General features: G+C 50.2%; 14 protein-coding genes and 1 pseudogene. 2 read left to right on the top strand and 13 right to left on the bottom strand.

Features of this window, described 5'->3' with window-relative positions; genetic code table 11:
- Nucleotides 1-10: 10 nt before the first annotated feature.
- From AC0WRU_RS04710 to AC0WRU_RS04660, 11 genes are all read right to left on the bottom strand, one after another.
- Nucleotides 11-430 (bottom strand): hypothetical protein, encoded by a 420-nt coding sequence (locus AC0WRU_RS04710; protein WP_476127433.1) that lies wholly within the window; start codon nt 428-430, stop codon nt 11-13.
- A gap of 348 nt (nt 431-778) precedes the next feature.
- On the bottom strand, nt 779-1,636 hold the full coding sequence (locus AC0WRU_RS04705) for a MetQ/NlpA family ABC transporter substrate-binding protein (protein ID WP_025683837.1): 858 nt from the start codon (nt 1,634-1,636) through the stop codon (nt 779-781).
- Nucleotides 1,637-2,017: 381 nt separating this feature from the next.
- Nucleotides 2,018-2,689 carry a methionine ABC transporter permease gene (locus AC0WRU_RS04700; RefSeq protein WP_192512355.1) on the bottom strand — a complete coding sequence of 224 codons (672 nt, stop codon included), beginning with the start codon at nt 2,687-2,689 and terminating at the stop codon, nt 2,018-2,020.
- Nucleotides 2,682-3,407: a methionine ABC transporter ATP-binding protein gene (locus tag AC0WRU_RS04695; protein WP_476128571.1), complete on the bottom strand. Its 726-nt coding sequence runs from the start codon at nt 3,405-3,407 to the stop codon at nt 2,682-2,684. Before AC0WRU_RS04695 ends, AC0WRU_RS04700 begins: the two co-directional genes overlap by 8 nt.
- 138 nt (nt 3,408-3,545) lie before the next feature.
- Nucleotides 3,546-4,337, bottom strand: coding sequence for an energy-coupling factor transporter transmembrane component T family protein (locus AC0WRU_RS04690; protein ID WP_476127432.1), 792 nt, complete (start codon nt 4,335-4,337; stop codon nt 3,546-3,548).
- Nucleotides 4,312-5,796: an ABC transporter ATP-binding protein gene (locus AC0WRU_RS04685; RefSeq protein WP_476127431.1), complete on the bottom strand. Its 1,485-nt coding sequence runs from the start codon at nt 5,794-5,796 to the stop codon at nt 4,312-4,314. The genes AC0WRU_RS04690 and AC0WRU_RS04685 overlap by 26 nt, the downstream gene beginning before the upstream one ends.
- Nucleotides 5,796-6,392 carry an ECF transporter S component gene (locus tag AC0WRU_RS04680; RefSeq protein ID WP_476127430.1) on the bottom strand — a complete coding sequence of 199 codons (597 nt, stop codon included), beginning with the start codon at nt 6,390-6,392 and terminating at the stop codon, nt 5,796-5,798. Before AC0WRU_RS04680 ends, AC0WRU_RS04685 begins: the two co-directional genes overlap by 1 nt.
- 402 nt (nt 6,393-6,794) lie before the next feature.
- On the bottom strand, nt 6,795-7,598 hold the full coding sequence (locus tag AC0WRU_RS04675) for a TatD family hydrolase (RefSeq protein WP_476127429.1): 804 nt from the start codon (nt 7,596-7,598) through the stop codon (nt 6,795-6,797).
- A gap of 21 nt (nt 7,599-7,619) precedes the next feature.
- A complete protein-coding gene (locus AC0WRU_RS04670) occupies nt 7,620-10,235 on the bottom strand; it encodes a polynucleotide kinase-phosphatase (RefSeq protein WP_476127428.1) in 2,616 nt (871 codons plus the stop codon).
- A complete protein-coding gene (locus AC0WRU_RS04665; RefSeq protein WP_476127427.1) occupies nt 10,232-11,692 on the bottom strand; it encodes a 3' terminal RNA ribose 2'-O-methyltransferase Hen1 in 1,461 nt (486 codons plus the stop codon). Before AC0WRU_RS04665 ends, AC0WRU_RS04670 begins: the two co-directional genes overlap by 4 nt.
- A 22-nt stretch (nt 11,693-11,714) precedes the next feature.
- Nucleotides 11,715-12,533, bottom strand: a complete 819-nt coding sequence (locus AC0WRU_RS04660) for a nucleotidyltransferase domain-containing protein (RefSeq protein WP_476127426.1) — start codon at nt 12,531-12,533, stop codon at nt 11,715-11,717.
- A gap of 243 nt (nt 12,534-12,776) precedes the next feature.
- Here AC0WRU_RS04660 and AC0WRU_RS04655 point away from each other — a divergent pair, with 243 nt between their 5' ends.
- A complete protein-coding gene (locus AC0WRU_RS04655) occupies nt 12,777-14,102 on the top strand; it encodes a helix-turn-helix transcriptional regulator (protein ID WP_476127425.1) in 1,326 nt (441 codons plus the stop codon).
- Nucleotides 14,077-14,877 carry a WYL domain-containing protein gene (locus tag AC0WRU_RS04650; RefSeq protein WP_476127424.1) on the top strand — a complete coding sequence of 267 codons (801 nt, stop codon included), beginning with the start codon at nt 14,077-14,079 and terminating at the stop codon, nt 14,875-14,877. Before AC0WRU_RS04655 ends, AC0WRU_RS04650 begins: the two co-directional genes overlap by 26 nt.
- 45 nt (nt 14,878-14,922) lie before the next feature.
- On the opposite strand, the pseudogene AC0WRU_RS04645 reads toward AC0WRU_RS04650, so the two are convergent.
- Nucleotides 14,923-15,111 (bottom strand): annotated as a pseudogene (locus AC0WRU_RS04645) (aldo/keto reductase); the annotation flags it as partial.
- Nucleotides 15,112-15,295: 184 nt separating this feature from the next.
- A complete protein-coding gene (cysK, locus tag AC0WRU_RS04640) occupies nt 15,296-16,219 on the bottom strand; it encodes a cysteine synthase A (protein ID WP_476128570.1) in 924 nt (307 codons plus the stop codon).
- Nucleotides 16,220-16,485 lie beyond the last annotated feature (266 nt).

Genomic DNA, 16,485 nt, shown 5'->3' with positions numbered 1-16,485 from the left:
AATTCCCCCTCTACCATAGGCTTCCTGCCAGCATTGTGAACCGTATAAATACAATCTCGTCTCCATCCTCAAGCAACAAAGGGGCATCCAACACAGTAGCTTCCTCATCACGTACAAAAACCCTGTACAAGCCGTCTTCAAAAGACTGCATCGCCGTGTTTATCGCATCCTCCACATCAGGAGCACCATCATTATAGATGGACCCGAATCCTACCTTGCCTGTCTCACTCTGTGACTGAACCTCCTGCCCTGTGAGGAACGGGATCAGTGCGACACTCTCCTGCTTTTCACGCAGTCTGCGGACATTCAGAGCGACGGTAGCAGCAATCAGCTCTCGCAAAGTTTCAGGGGCAGGATTCAGCTCCATTTCCTGTTTTGCGAGTTCCGGCTTTCGTTTTCCCAAACTTTTTACAGTTACAGCCAGCTTCATGTCGTTCCCCTTCCTTCTTGCTCCCGCTTCTGACCCGTTGTCAGTTGAATTTTCCACCCATACAAAGACACCGTTAACGAAATCGAAAACGAATGTTTGTTCGTATATTTATTTTAATATGTTCCCAAGCAATACTCCATCGCCCTATATGACCAAAAATCACAGCCATATCACGCCCAGTAAACTTAAAAACTAAGACTTTTTACCCTGTTTTCGATAAGAAATATCCATATTAAGGATAGAAAAGAAAAAGACCTGCACAAGGAACTCCATCTGCTCATCACAGACTTCATTACCTTATACAGGCCGCAACTAATCATAAAACAACGTTTCAACACTCGTATTTATTTAAAATGCTGGGACAACGCTGTCCTTGTAATTATCCTCGAAAAATTTACGAACCTCCGGACCAGTCATTCGCTTCGCCAGCTTTTGAATGGCATCCGAATCCGCATTATCCTTGCGCGCTACCAGATTAATAGCAAAGTGGGTATCGTCCTTTTCAGTAATTAACGCGTCCTTCTTCGGTGTCAGGCCCAACGGCTTGGCATAAGCGGGATACATGGCAGCCATGTCCACATCATCCAGCGACCGCGCCAGCATTAACAGATCGACTTCTTTGAACACAAACTTTTTCTTGTTTTCAATAATATCAGCCTGTGTGGCATTATAGCCTACACCTTCTTTAAGCTTGATCAGACCGTTTTGCTCCATCATTACGAGAGAACGTCCGGTATTGGCCGGGTCGTTGGCAATCGCAATCGTCGCACCTTCGGGCAGGTCTTTAATGTTCTTGTATTTTTTGGAGTACGCGCCATAGATGGCGTTGTAAATCGGTTTGACTGCTACCAGATCAGACTTGTTGCTTTCATTGTATTGTTGCATAAAAGGAGCATGCTGAAAGAAGTTTGCATCCACTTCATGAGCTGCCAATGCGTTATTGGGTTGAATATTGTCCGACAGCACGACGATTTCCAGATTAACTCCGTCCTGTTTGAGCAATGGTTTTACGATATCCAGTACATCCGTCATCGGCGGAATCAGCGTTGCTACTTTCAAAGTCACTTCTTTTTGAGAAGTCGCTTCTTTAGGCTGTGTTTCTTGTGCCGCCTGCTTTTGACCGCCGCATCCGGCAACCAGCAGCATGACGACAGCGAATAGTGTAAGTAATTTCAGGTTAGTTTTCATGTTGTTTTTCCGACTCATTAGGTAAGGAACCTCCAAGTAAATTTGTGATTGGGAAGAGGAGAGTGAGTTACAGAGGGGGAGCCGCTTCGCGTGCAGATTGTTCTTCCGATCGCTGTTACCCCCGGATTTTTTTCATTTAGTAAAACATTATAAGGTAAAAATCCGGGGGTAAAGGCGAACGCTATCGCTTCTTTAGAACAATTCTGCCCGCTCCGCTTATGTGCCACTGTAAAGTCATTCTCATTTCCCATAGTGGGTGGTGCAGATGTAGTGCTTACGAGCATTAGGTGCTGAGTGATTCCCCCTCAGCTTACCTTCCTTGCCGCTGGCTGCTGTTACTTTTGAGCAAATAGGGCGTCGATAGAGCAGCCGTCTTAACGTAGCAGGCTATAGCATATACTATCGCTTGTCGATCCGGCGGGATATGGTGCTTCCGGTGAACTGGATCGTTTGCACGAAAATAATCATGACGACGATGGTGAACGCCATCAATCCGGTTTCAAAACGCTGATAACCGTAGCGGATGGCGAAATCGCCCACGCCGCCGCCGCCCACAATGCCCATTACCGTGGAGTAGGAGATGAAGCTGATTGTGGACGTGGTCAATCCCAGTACAAGTCCGGAACGGGCTTCCACGTACAAAAATTTAAAAATAAGCTGGAGGGTAGACGCCCCCATAGAAGTGGCAGCTTCGATTACACCCTTGGGCACATCCAGCAGTGACTGTTCCACTAGCCTTGAATAGTAGGCAATAGCTACCACTGACATGGGAACCGTAGCTGCCATCGTACCCAGCGCCGTACCCACCACGAGACGTGTAAATGGAATCATAAACACGACCAGCAGCAAGAACGGGAACGAGCGAATGACGTTGACCAAACTATTCAGTATGGTGAACACCAGCCGATTTTCATATTTTTGCCCTTTGCCGCACAAATATAAAATCGTTCCTGCCGGAAGCCCCAGCAGCACGGCTGCCGCGATGGAAATGCCCACCATGATAAATGTCTCTCCGATGGCCTTCCATATCTCGGACTGATACTGTGCAATGATGCTCAGCGTTTCATTCACGAGCTTCACCTTCTCCCGCTTTTGAACTGTCCGACGGATCGCCTACAGGCTGCGTTGAAAGCAGTCGCCCATCCCGCATCTCCGAAACGCGGCTACAAATACTCCGCACCACGTCCATATCGTGCGTCACGATCACAATCGTAACGCCCAGCTCACGGTTGATCTCCCGCAACACGCCTAGAATATCCGCTGTTGTCTGCGGATCAAGCGCCGAGGTCGGCTCATCACAAAGCAGCACCGCAGGTCGATTCGCAAGCGCTCTGGCAATCGCCACACGTTGCTTCTGGCCTCCGCTCAACTGTGCTGGATACTGCTCCGCCTTGTCAGCCAAGCCGACGAATTGCAGGCATTCGCGCACACGTACCGCTCTCTCTTTTTTCGGTACGCCTGCCAGCTCCAGCGGCATTGCCACATTGCCACTAACCGTACGGTTGTGGACGAGATGATAATGCTGAAAAATCATCCCGATGGATCGCCGCGCTTCACGAAGACGTTTTTCCGGCATGCGGGTCAGCTCGTCTCCATTTACAACCACATTTCCCTCATCCGGCTGTTCCAATACATTCATCAGCCGGAGCAACGTTGACTTACCGGCACCGCTGGCACCTATGATACCGTGAATTTCCCCTTCCTCCACTTGAAGGGACACGGATTGAACCGCTTGAAATGGGCCGCTTGAGGTCGTATAATGCTTGCTTACCTGTTGCAGCGTAATCATGAAACTGGCCTCCTGATGATCCATTTCTCGGGAATATGTAATAAAGCCCGCCAGACCACGCGGGTCTGTGCGAGCCGTCATTTCCCATTGCATTAATATACCACAGGGCAGAAACCCGGCAAAGCCTTTTGGCAACAATTAGCGTACATCCCATGTCCCCACATAAGGGAACTGGATACCAAGTCCCCAAGCCAGTGCAATCATCACCACAAAATAACAAATAAACACGATATCTACAGCCGAATGACGGAACTCATAATAATACGTGCGCTTGGTCTCATTGGCAAAACCCTTGGCCTCCATGGCAATAGCAATTCGCTGGGCGCGCCGGATGCTTTGAGCGAGCAGCGGAATTGCATATCTGCGGAGCGTAGCATACATATTCCATTTGGACACATGCTGATGTACACCCCGAATGCGGTGGGCATGTCTCAACGTTTGGAATTCCTCCAGCATCATCGGCATCATCCGCATCGCCGCCAAAAAGCTGTACGCATATTTCGGAGGAAGCCTCCATTGCTGCATCAGCGAATAAAACAGGCTCACCGGGCGGGTCGTCAAACCAAATAACAGTCCTGCCGCCGCCATACTCAGTGCACGAAATCCCAGATGCATTCCCCGATAAAAGCTTTCCTGCGTGATATGGATCAGGCCCCATGTCCACCAGGTCGTCACCCCTTTACCGAACATCATCATGCCTGTGGAGGTTGAAATAAATACCAGTATAAAGGGAGAACCATACAGCAGCAGTCGCTTCCACGGATGGCCTGACCAGACGAGCAACAGCAGCATAGCACACGCTACATTGAACATCACGTTTGGATTGTGAATCAGAATGACGACCACGAACAACAAGGAAAACATAACAAGCTTTAGCCCCGGATTAACCCGGTGAAGCCATGTTTCATGATGGGGAAAAGACAGGTTCATGCCGCAGTTCCCCCTTCTGTATCCGCCATATATCCGTGCAATATCGACGGACAATTTCCGGGTCATGCGTGACCATCACAATCGCCGTGCCTGCCGCTCTAAGCTGTTCCAGCATGTCCAGCATGACAAAGGTATTGCACGCATCCTGCCCAAAGGTCGGCTCATCCAGCAGCAGCACCGCTGGCTCACGGATAATGGCCGTGGCAATGCTCAGCCGCCTTTTTTGCCCCAACGAAAGCTGATACGGATGACGTTCATCCAGCCGTTCCAGCCCAAACTGTACGAGCATTCGATCCACTCGCTCCCGGCGCTGTTCAGCCGTAAACAAGCTCTCCGGCAGCGAATACTCCAGTTCCTTCCGAACGGTGTGCGCTACGAATTGCAGCTCCGGATTTTGAAACACGAACGCGATACGCTCTGCCAGCTGTTCCGTACCGCCAGCCTCTATTCCGTCCACGCTGTAACTTCCCTGCGTTCGGATTAAGCGCATCATGGAGAGCAGCAGCGAGCTTTTACCAGCCCCATTTTCACCGACCACACCAATCCAGTCCCCCGGCTTCACCTGCGCTTGCTCTACATAAATGACTGAGTTCGAACCCCGAAGACCGCTGAAATGCTTCAGCTCCAGTATAGGAGTACCCGCTGCCAAGATGAACGCCCCGCAGTCATTCCCCACTCCATGCTCCTGTGCCCCTTGTTCACTCCAACGTGGTGAAGATGCCTCATCCCATACGCCCGGATACCAGACACCATAATCAGACAACGCCTGCCGATGCTTATGAAATACCTCCTCCGCAGTCCCGTCCGCCATGATTTCCCCTTGAGCAGAAAGCACCACAATCCGGTCCACATCATGGACAATTTCATTAATTTTATGCTCCACAATCACTAGCGTCTGATCTGCCGAAATGTAGCGAATCGTATCCCACACCTGTGCGGTGCCTTCTTCATCCAGCAAAGCCGTCGGCTCATCCAGAAAAAGCACCTCCGGCTCCATCGCCAGCACAGACGCAATCGCCAGCCGTTGCTTCATGCCCTGAGACATGCTGCCAATCGGCATATGTATCTCATCCGTCGAAAGACCGACCTGCGTCAGCAGCTTGCGGATACGAGACGGCATATGCTCCCGGAGAACCTGATTATTTTCCAATACAAAAGCCAGTTCCTCGTCCGCATACGACATACAAAACTGCGTATCCGGATCTTGAAATACGACACCCACACGCGCCGGAATGACAGCAGCATCACATTTCATCGGCACTTCTATCGTGCGTGGAATCAGACCGCTCAGCACCTGGAGCAGCGTTGATTTACCGCATCCGCTCGGTCCGAGCAGCAGCAGCTTTTCCCCCTTGCAGACGGATACAGACATATTGTGAAAAAGCAGCTCCTGCTCACCGGGAAATTTCAAACGAAGACGAGTGACCGACGCCACCACATCTTCGGCAAACAAACTCATCAGTCCAGCCCCTTGTAATCCTGTTCCGTTGCTGGTCTTAAGGTACGTGTCACTCCGGTGACTTCCAGCGCCTTAGCCAGATAGAACGCGAACACCCCGGCAATCACAATACTGCCAATCATCCGGAATCCAACATACAATACATAGTTCCAGGTCGAAAGCTGATCAATATACCCGTAACTGAAGTCTAAAATCAAGGAGGCTATAGCCGATCCAGCCGCAGCCAGCGAAGCGACCCACAGGTTGGCGTTCCGGTACAGAAAAACCGCAAAAAACAGCTCTGCTCCCAATCCTTGCAGCAAGCCGTAGTACAAGGTAGACATCCCCCATTCACTTCCCAAAAAAGCACTGACCGTTGCCGCTGCCACCTCTGCCAAAATCGCAACTCCCGGCTTGCGGATAATAAGGTATGCGAATGTGCCCGCCATAAACCACATGCCATACACCAATTGCTCGGCGTTTAGCCCAAGCGGTTTCACCAGATCATACGCAGGCCCCCATATTTTATAGACCAACCCGAACACGACGGCGATCACAATCGTGACCAAAATATCCGTCAGCTTCAATCCTTTAGACGCTTTTACAGCAGTATTCATTATGATGTACTCCCCTTTTCCCTTAAAATGGGCCTCGTGGCCATGAAAAAAAGCTTGTCCGGAGCTGAATCTCCAGGCAAGCTTTATGCGCAGTAAAAGGTGGATCACCATACAAAACATCATTCGTCGATATGCCTCATACTACCAGTAGCCTAAGCGCAGCCGTCTAGCTTGATTATAAGATATGAACCGAATCTATCGACAACCGCAAAACAAGCGGCATTCCTGTATAGTGCTCTAGGTTTCTCTACGCTGGCATTACCCAGATCAGATTTCACGGTCGATGGCAAGGGCCACCCTCTCAGCCTGACTTTCTCAAGCTCCCGACAATGCTTTTTAATTCACTATAATGTACACCACATCTATTGCTTTGACAATCCTAATATTGGTTTCAATAACCATTTATTCTTCTACAGATAATCCGAAAAAACGTTTTGCCGTCTCCATCGTGGCGATTTCGATCTCCATGATGCTTCGACCTGTACATTCTGCAACCGTAGCGGCAATATGTGCGAGATAGATCGGCTCATTGCGCCCTTCCTTCGGCTTTACAGGTAAATTACGCGGGGTGAGAAATGGAGCATCTGTTTCAATCATCAGACGGTCCAGCGGAATATCCCTGACCAGTTCACGCAAATGCTTGCCGCGCCGTTCGTCGCAGATCCAGCCTGTAATACCGATGTACAATCCCATGTCTACATACGTGTGCAGCTCCTGTGCGGTTCCGGTAAAGCAATGCACCACCGCCTTATCTACCAGCCCATTATGCTCCCGCAGCATAGCCGCAAAATCCTCATGCGCATCCCGCTCATGCAAAAATAACGGCATTTTCAGCTCGCCAGCCAGCTTAATCTGTTCCCCAAACCATTGGCGCTGCACATCACGCGGAGAGAAATCGCGGTTATAATCCAGCCCGCATTCCCCGATGGCTACGACCTGCGGCTGACCCGCCAGCGTACGGAGCTGTTGAATCGTATCCGGGGTACAGTCTTTGGCATCATGGGGATGCACACCAGCCGTCGCATACAGCTTGCCGGGATAACGTGCCGCATACTGAGAAGCCTCCCGGCTGCTGCGGACACTTGTCCCGGTAATAATCAGCGGTGTAATCCCTTCGACTGCCGCTCTCTCCACCACCTGCTCCCGATCCTCATGAAACGAATGATGCATCAGATTCACACCAATATCAATCAGTGACGTGCCCATTTCAGTTCCTCCTTTATAAAACTATAATCTCGGATCAACCGGTTCCGATTCCAGCGACAGAGCGGCAAGGACGCATTCATGAATACGCTCCACCGTATCCTTGCGGACAAAGCGTTCCACACTCTCCATACCAAGCGCTCCCTCCATCAACGCATGACGCTCCTTTTTACCCGTTCGTCGCTGCTTCAGACGCTTTAAATGTTCTGGCACCAGATAATCCATACCATAAATGATGTGCAAATATTTGCGTCCTCTCACCTTGATCGCAGGCTGAATCAGCTTGTCCCTGTTTTTCATCAAAAAGCGTTCCGGCTTGATCACAATTCCCTCGTGACCATCCTCTGTCATTTCGCTCCACCAGCGAATGACCTCTTCCTCGCTTGCCTCATCCGTAATGACCCGATACTCCGTCTCCATAAACAGCGATGACATACCAGCCAGCTCCCGGTTTTGCTCCATATGCCATACATGAGATTGGTCGAAAAAATCTCTTTCGCTGTGTGCCAGCGTATGGAACGGTGCAATACAGATTTCATCCAGACCGTCCACATCCCAGCAATATTTTTGAAAAGCCTCCTGAAACGTTACCGCATTCGCATATTTCCGCTCCATTTCCTCCAGCCAGTCTCCAACTTCCCGTCCCCCAGACTTGGCCTGATGCAGCTTGTTGATCAGCTTGCTGCGGTCCAGAAGGGCGGCTTCACCCACATGCGCATACTGTGAGGCAATCAGTTCCCGGGCCTTGAGATTCCACGGTACAATTTCCGCATCCAGTAAAACAAACTCCGTCCGGTTCCGTTCAAAATATCCAGCGTTCTGGAGATCATGATTCAGCTTCTTCAGCACCTGCTTGCCGATACCCGGTTCAAAGAAAGCCCGCCCGCTCCGACTGTAAATCGTACCCAGCGTCGGGTAACCTACATATTCAACAGCGGCCTGCTCGTTCTTGAATAACAACAAAACAGCACGGCTGCCCATATGCTTTTTCTCCGCCACCATCGTCTGAACTCCCTGACCGCGATAATAAGCCAGCGCCTCACGCGGATGCTCCAGATATCCTTCCTCCGCAGACACCATGGGGGCGGGACTCATGGTCGGCGGAATATACACCAGTTCCTCCATCGGCACCGTCACATGTGACACCGCATCTATAGCAGATTTGGCCAGTTCTCCCTGTATGCGAACCTCGCCGTACGCTTCCGTAAGCACGCTGTACCCTGCCACCAGCTTGCGCAAATTCGGCGGGGAAAAACGTTTTTTCTGCCATCGGACCAACGGGCTATCCGAATCATTCGCATAATTCTCATGGGCTGGAACACTGACAAACTCCTTTTCAGGATAACGATAAGCCGTCAGCATACCGCCGAATACCACGCCCTGATCTATATTGACCGTCTGGTTCACAATAGTAGGCTGCGGTCTTGGATCATGTCCCCATACCACTATTTCTCCCGATTCATGCTCTACGAACCAGTCTTTACGGATCGGTTTGCCGTTCGCATCCTGTCCTTCCGTATCTCCATAACGACAATAATCCGAAATTCGCGCCGATTGCTTGCCAATATAATGATCCTTAATCCCGGCATGAGCCACCACCACATTTCGTAAACCATCCCTACCAAAAATAAGATGAGACGGTGCAGCCAGCAGAAAATCCCTCAACTCGCTTCTAAGCTGTTCTGCTGCTTCCTTGCCCGCTTTGTGTTCATATTGAGTCAGCTCCATTGCAAAGCGTTCATCCCCGTGACTGAGTGTAACCTTTCTCCCATCCAGATAACGGCCGATTTTCCAGCCGTGGTTGCTGTCGATCATATACGCTAATCCGGCATCCACCTGCTTTTTCCAGAAGCACATCGCCTGTAACGATTCCGGGCCACGGCTCATCACATCCCCGACAGATACGAGCTTTCTTCCATCAGAATGACGATACAGCCCTTCTGCATCCTCCGTATATCCAAGCTGGTCTATCACTTCCATCATCTCGCGATAGCATCCGTGTATATCGCCAATGATATCAATTCCTGCCCCGATTTCATGGAACAGCGGATGGTCACGGCGGACAAAGCTCATTTCTTCTACATCCTTAAGCACATAACAGGAGTCGAAGCCTTCAGCCCGAAGGCCGCACAGGTTCCGCTTCAATTGCTGTGCCTGCTGCTTGACCCGTTGGCGACCACGCGGATGCTCCCTGCCTGAATCCCGCTCCAGCAGCACGGATTCCGGTACATCCAGCACTATAGCAATAACGGGAACATGCGCCTTGCTTGCAAGCTGTACATATTTTTGACGGTCCTCGGCATACAGATGGGTAGCATCCACAACTGTCAGCTTATTCAGGCGACAACGCATAGCCAAAATCGTATCCATTGCCTCGAACGCCTTAGCCGACATTTGCTGATACTCATAGAACAGCACGTCCGATTCCAGCCTTGGAAGACCGCGCCAGTCTATAAATTCCGTATCTCCGACCAGCTTGCGAAAATGATCCGAGGATACGATTTCTGTCTCCAGCAAAATCCCTTCGCTCACCAGCCTGTCCAATAAAGTGGTTTTACCACTGTTGGAAGCTCCCACCAGCACAACCAGTCCGGCATGTGGTAACTCAATCGTACGTTTGGATGAAATGCTCCTGCTCATGCGTCCTTCTGCCCCTTTCTGCGCGTAAATATAGCCATTTGAGTCGGTTGGCCGAAGCCTGCGACTTCTTCTCCAACACCCTCCAGTAATAATGAATAAGGAGCTTCCTTAATCCATTGCTCACACCGTTCCTGAAACTCCGTTCTGCTCCACTCAAATCGGTGATCCCCATGCCTTAGCTCCTGCTTATCCATGTTATATACTTCATTGTATTCCAGGTTTGGAGTCGTTACGATCAGCACACCGGGCTGATATTCCGTCACAATGGTCTCCATAACCCGGTTTAGACGATGCTCATCCACATGCTCGATAACCTCGCACAGGATTATGACATCCTTGCCCCGCAATAATTCATCATAATAAAAGAGGGAGCCTATCACTGGTGTGGGGCTAATCGCGTCAGTATGCCTTTCCAGCTTGGCAAACCGCTCCATGGCTCTCACCTGTGCTTGTGCGGACGGCTCCACCGCCCAAATTTCTTCGACACCCGTCATTTGAGCCATCCGGGCCGACAGCTTCCCTTCGCCTGAACCAAAGTCCACGATCTTCTGACGCCGGGGCAGCTTGCGGATCACGTTCATAATAGCTTGATAGCGCAGCTCATTCAGACGGACTACAGGTTCTGGCTTCACTTCCTCCTGCGACTGTTCTTGCTGCTGATCGTGAGCCTGCTTATGCTTTTGATCTGGTGCAGCATGCTTTTCAGCACGCCCAGACTGCCCTTTTGGATGAGGCTCAACAGCGACTTGTTGCTCAAACTGTTCGATCAGATTGGCAAAACGAAGCGTACGCCGAATAATCAACTCACGCAGCGGATGCTCCTCCAGCCAGCCTTCGCCATAACGTTTCAGCTTATCAAACTCATCCTCACTGATGTAATAATGCTTGTAATTATCCAGTACCGGAATCATCAAAAATAACTGCCGCAGCACATGCTGCACCGTCTGACAGCCGCTTAACGTAATATATCTGACCGTACTTCGGTTTTTCAGCTGAAAAGAATAATCTGCTTCCCCGCGTTCCATGATCATTTGATAGCCCAGCGGAGCAAACAATCCCTCTATTACAGAATCCGGCAAATCCGAAGCAATGGGACCAAACGATAGCTCCAGCGCAAAAGGATGATTCACCCATTCTGCGTATTCCTCCTTGGGTTTACCGTTCAAGGCCGTCCCCAACGCACCACGAATATAGGAGCAGAACAGGCTACTCGTCACAAACTCACGGTCATTAATATATTGTGTAATGTCATAGCTACCCGGACTGTTTTTGACCAGATCAATAGAATCAGGCGAAGCCTGAATGACAATCTCAGCCTCTTCCTCGGTAAAAATGGTGTACACCATGCGCACCCGTACGCCTTTTTCCGTGCGATCATACGTATTGTAAGGATTTTTAGCGAGCAAATGAGAAATCATTCCCGCATTCGTTCCTGTCGCTTTTAATGTGATATGCATGTTCCTTTTCCCCTTCCAAGCCCTATGCTTGCCATACTTCCTTCACCGCAGCACGGAACAAATCATCCAGTTGCTGATCACGTCCACCCTCCATATGCTGGAGCAAAGGTGCCTTTTGTTCAAAATAAGCCATTTGCTGCTGGATATAATCATTGACCACAGAAAGCTGTGGCTCAATATCCAGTTCCTCGCCCGCTTTTTTACGTTGCAGCAAATGTCCGATCACCTGATAAAGCTCTGTATCTGCCGGAATTAATTCCTCCAGCAAGTCCTCGAATTCCATCGGAGGCATGCTGTTATAGCGTTCAATCCAGCCACAGGCCAGCAACGGGCGCAGCACGTAAAAATATTTTTTAATCTTCACCTGTTCTCCTTGCAGATAATCCCGATAGTTCCCCCGCGCCATATTCAGATAGTGATACATACAGGACTTAGGCGAAAAAGTTAACGGCGATATAGCGCGAATTTGCTCTGCCACTGAATATGGCTCCAGATAGGGAATCGGGGATTGCAACCATTCCAGCAAAGGCGGATTGGACTTGCGAAACAGACTGAGCGCCTTTTTCAAATCCCAGCCGTTGATATCCAGCAAATCGCTGATCGGACGCTCAATCACATCCCGTTTATCAAAAATGGACAAATACCACTCCACCGGCCTTACATAAATAAAACGTACATCATAGTCACTATCCTGTGAAGGAAATCCCCACGCCCGACTGCCTGATTCACAGGCATATACAATCCGCACCTGCTCCTCCTGCTCCAAAACGCGCAGCTCCTGCAATATCGTTTCACGCATTTCCGGTCTGATTGAATCCTGCTCATGTTTTATATCTGTCATGCTATTCCCTCCCTAACCACCGCTTTTATACCTTGATATTTCCTGAATGCTCCACATTCATTCTACGCCCCGTCTTGGCTGACGGATTCTACTTGGTATGTATATCATCCTATATTTTGCTTGCCGCGAACATGGCGAAAGTATTACAAAGATGAATAAATTCCCTTTTTCCTGCATCTCTTCCCTGTTAGAATAGAGGGATACTTATTTTCGGAGAACGGCAACAGAAACGGGGAATCCGCCATGGCGAGAGAGAGCTTTGATAAAGAAATTCAATTTCTGCGCATGCTGACACTGACGAGCGGCGCTTATAATCGGCAGCAATTTGCAGACAGACTGGGCATTTCCGTACATACCTTTGATAAAACAATCCGGCGTCTCAAAGAAATCGTTCAATCCGTACAGCAGCAGTTACCAGCGGAGCAGGGACATGACTTCAATGAAATGCTGCGCTTCAACTACTATGAATCCGCTGATCCACTACTGCTATTCCTGTTTCGGGCCAAATCGCTCAAGGAGTCGGAAAGCGTCCGCCTGGCCCTTCTGCTGACAGCGCTACAGTCACAACCGCTGACCACCATGGAGCTGCTGGATGCCTGCTGCGACGGGCTGCCTCCCGACAGTACGCTACCGGATGAGAAAACGATCCGTTCGGACCTGAAATATCTGGTCGAAGTCGGCGTGGTTCGCAAGGAGCCCGGCGGCAGACCTTACCGCTATGCTGTCCGCAACGATCTGGTCACTGGACTGACGGACGAGGAATTACTGGACCTGTATGACTTTGTGGACATTATGTCGAATACGCACCTCCCCTCTGTACAGGGATATCTGCTGCGCGATCATTTAAAAAAAGCTATGCGTCGTCAAACCGGAGATCAGGAGATGGTGGAACCTTTTTTATACAAATACCACTATCACTCACGTATTCTGGATGAGGCGCATGTTCATCCGCTTCTTCATGCCATTCGACAACGTCGCTGTGTGACTTTTTTGTACTTTTCGGCGGCCAAACGAAGCATGTATGGGTCACAGAACACAAATCCGCTGTTTGAAAAAGAAACCGAAGGCCGTGAACACACCATTCTCCCCCTGCAAGTCATCTATGATCATCAATACGGGCGTTGGTATGTGCTGGGTCAGGTGGGCGGCAAAGGAATCATGAAGTTCCGCATGGAGGGCATGACACAATTGGCGGAGGGCGAACCCGTGTCGGAGCAGCGTTTTGCCGACCTGCTGGCCGTGTTGGAAGAAAGAACGCGGTATAGCTGGCTTGTGGATACCGGGCGCACCGTGAAGGTGCGGGTACGTTTTTTCAATCCTGAAGGTGCCAAACGCAACTTTATTCGGGAACGGGTGCTGTTGCAGGGGCAATGGGGAACGATCACGGAGGAAGAAGGTGAATCCTTTATCTATGAAATTACAGTGAATGGAATCACCGAGATTAAACCATGGCTGCGCAGCTTTGGATCAAGCTGTGAGGTATTGGAGCCCAAGCGGCTGCGTCAGGAATTCAAGCAGGAATGGAAGGAGCTTCAAGCCTATTATGAGCCTATTCGAGAAAATATTTAACTACCAGATCGTCTCGCGGCTGGATGAATCGGGCGCTTTTGCTACTACATCGCAGGAAAGAATCTGGCTCCAGTCCATGCTGGCAGATCGGGCGGCGGCAGAAGCCTTTACCCCGTCTACGCTCGATAAGCTTCGGCTGATGCTCGCAGATGACGAGCCGCTGGAGGTCGATGGCAGCTTGAGGGAAAAGGCCGGCATCCCTGCCTCCCCGGTCTATCATCCGCTCCTGCGTATATTGCGTCCCATCCTGCGGTCACGCTCAGGTATCTGTATGAGCTACAGAATGCGCAACGGACGTGTTCATGAGCGTATGTCCGGCTTTCCGTATAAACTGGAATTTTCCATGGTCAAAAAGGAATGGAGCCTGCTTTGGTACAATCGCAGACACCGTGCGCTGATGTCCACCAAGCTGCCTAACATCGTAACCATCACCGAAGAGGAAATTCCACCTGAAGAGACCGAGAAATTCACCCAACGTATACTCGGTATTCTGGAGTCACGCAAAGAACAGGGCATCATCGAAATTATTCCTGTCTACAACGGGGAAATGTCCCGTATTTTATACGCCTTTTCCTGCTTTGAGAAAGAAGTAGAGTATATTCAGGATGCGGATACCTATCGCATTACGCTCACTTTTCAGGCAGACGAAGATGAATATGTACTGTCCAAAATCCGTTTCCTCGGCAAACGCGTCAAGGTCGTCCAAGGCTCTCGGCTCATTTCCCGAATGAAGGAAACAACTGCCAGGGCACTTGCAAGATACGAAGAGGATTAGCCGCTGGAAAAATGTTAAATACAGCCAACGAAAAAAGGCCCGCACTCTGTCCATAAGACAAAGGGCGGGCCTATTCATATTGAAAACGCGAAAATGCCGTACTTTACCGGATTCCTTGAGCTTGCTGAACGCCTCCGCCACTTCTTCCGGCTCTACCAGCGGATCGGGGCGATGCAGCAGCAGGATGTCCAAATATTCGGTGCCCAGACGCTTCAGAATACCATCCACAGACTCCCCAGACGACTATCGGAGATTCCGCGTTTCTGTAAAGGCATAATCTTCATGCTGCTCCTCCTTTACTTCTCCAAAATATTCCTTCAGCATCCCACATGATATCAACCTATGAAACCGCTACCATCTACTATTTTAACACCTACATGTGGTCGTGTATAACGATGTGCCCCGAATCGCACCTTTTTTATCCGAAAATCCCCATGCTCAAATAACGCTCTCCTGTATCCGGGGCAATACAAAGCACCCGTTTGCCCGGTCCCAAGCGCCGAGCTTCCTGAATTGCCGTCCATATTGTAGCTCCGCTGGAAGGTCCGACGAGAATTCCTTCCTGAGCAGCAATGGCCCGTGTCATTGCAATCGCATCCTCATCCGAAACCTGTATGATTTCGTCATAAATATCCGTATTCAGTACGGCAGGAACGAATCCCGGGCTAGTACCAACCAGCTTATGCGGACCGGGCTTGCCCCCTGACAGCACTGGCGAACCCTTCGGCTCTACCACGACAACCCTCAGATCCGGCAAATGCTGGCGCAGCACCTCACCCGTTCCCGTAATCGTACCGCCTGTTCCCGAAGAAGCGACGAACACGTCCAGCTTGCCTTCTGTCTGCTCCAAAATTTCAAGTGCAGTCGTCGTACGGTGGATATCCGGGTTGGCCTCGTTTTCAAATTGATGTGGGATAAAGCTCCCTTCAATCTCAGCCCCCAGCTCCAGCGCCTTGCGAATCGCTCCTGACATCCGTTCTTCCGCTGGTGTCAGCACAACCTCAGCCCCGTACGCTTTTAAAATATTGATTCGTTCCCTCGTCATATTCGACGGCATCACCAAAATCGCACGGTAGCCTCGGGCAGCCGCATTCATCGCCAAACCGATCCCCGTGTTGCCACTGGTCGGCTCAATAATGGTTCCACCCGGCTTTAAGTGTCCAGCCTTTTCCGCCTCGGCAATCAAATTACCCGCCGCCCGATCCTTAACACTGCCGCTGGGATTAAAGTATTCCAGCTTCACATACACTTCCGCATCCTGCGGTCCGGTTAACCGTTGAAGCCGCACACAAGGCGTATCTCCAATTAAATCTGTAATACTATGTACCACTTTAAGCGTCATCATTGTATCCTCCTTGGATAAGTCCATATTATAAAAATAACATATTTAACCCGCTCATACCTGTCGCCTTTGTAAAATACATAAATCTTATCTGCTTAGTATGTAAAATTCTTGCAATGTCTACAGCGCAGCGCCAGCGTAGCGGCTCATGATGTGTGCATGCCATCTTGGATTTGGCCCACAGCTCTTTCGCTCCGTGGGCTGCGTGAAACGAACGACAGGAACATAGAGCGCTTTGGCCGGGGTGCTCTCGCCCGGCGTAGGCG

This window comes from Paenibacillus sp. 1-8, assembly GCF_056316205.1.
This window is presented reverse-complemented; position numbering and strand designations above follow the sequence as displayed.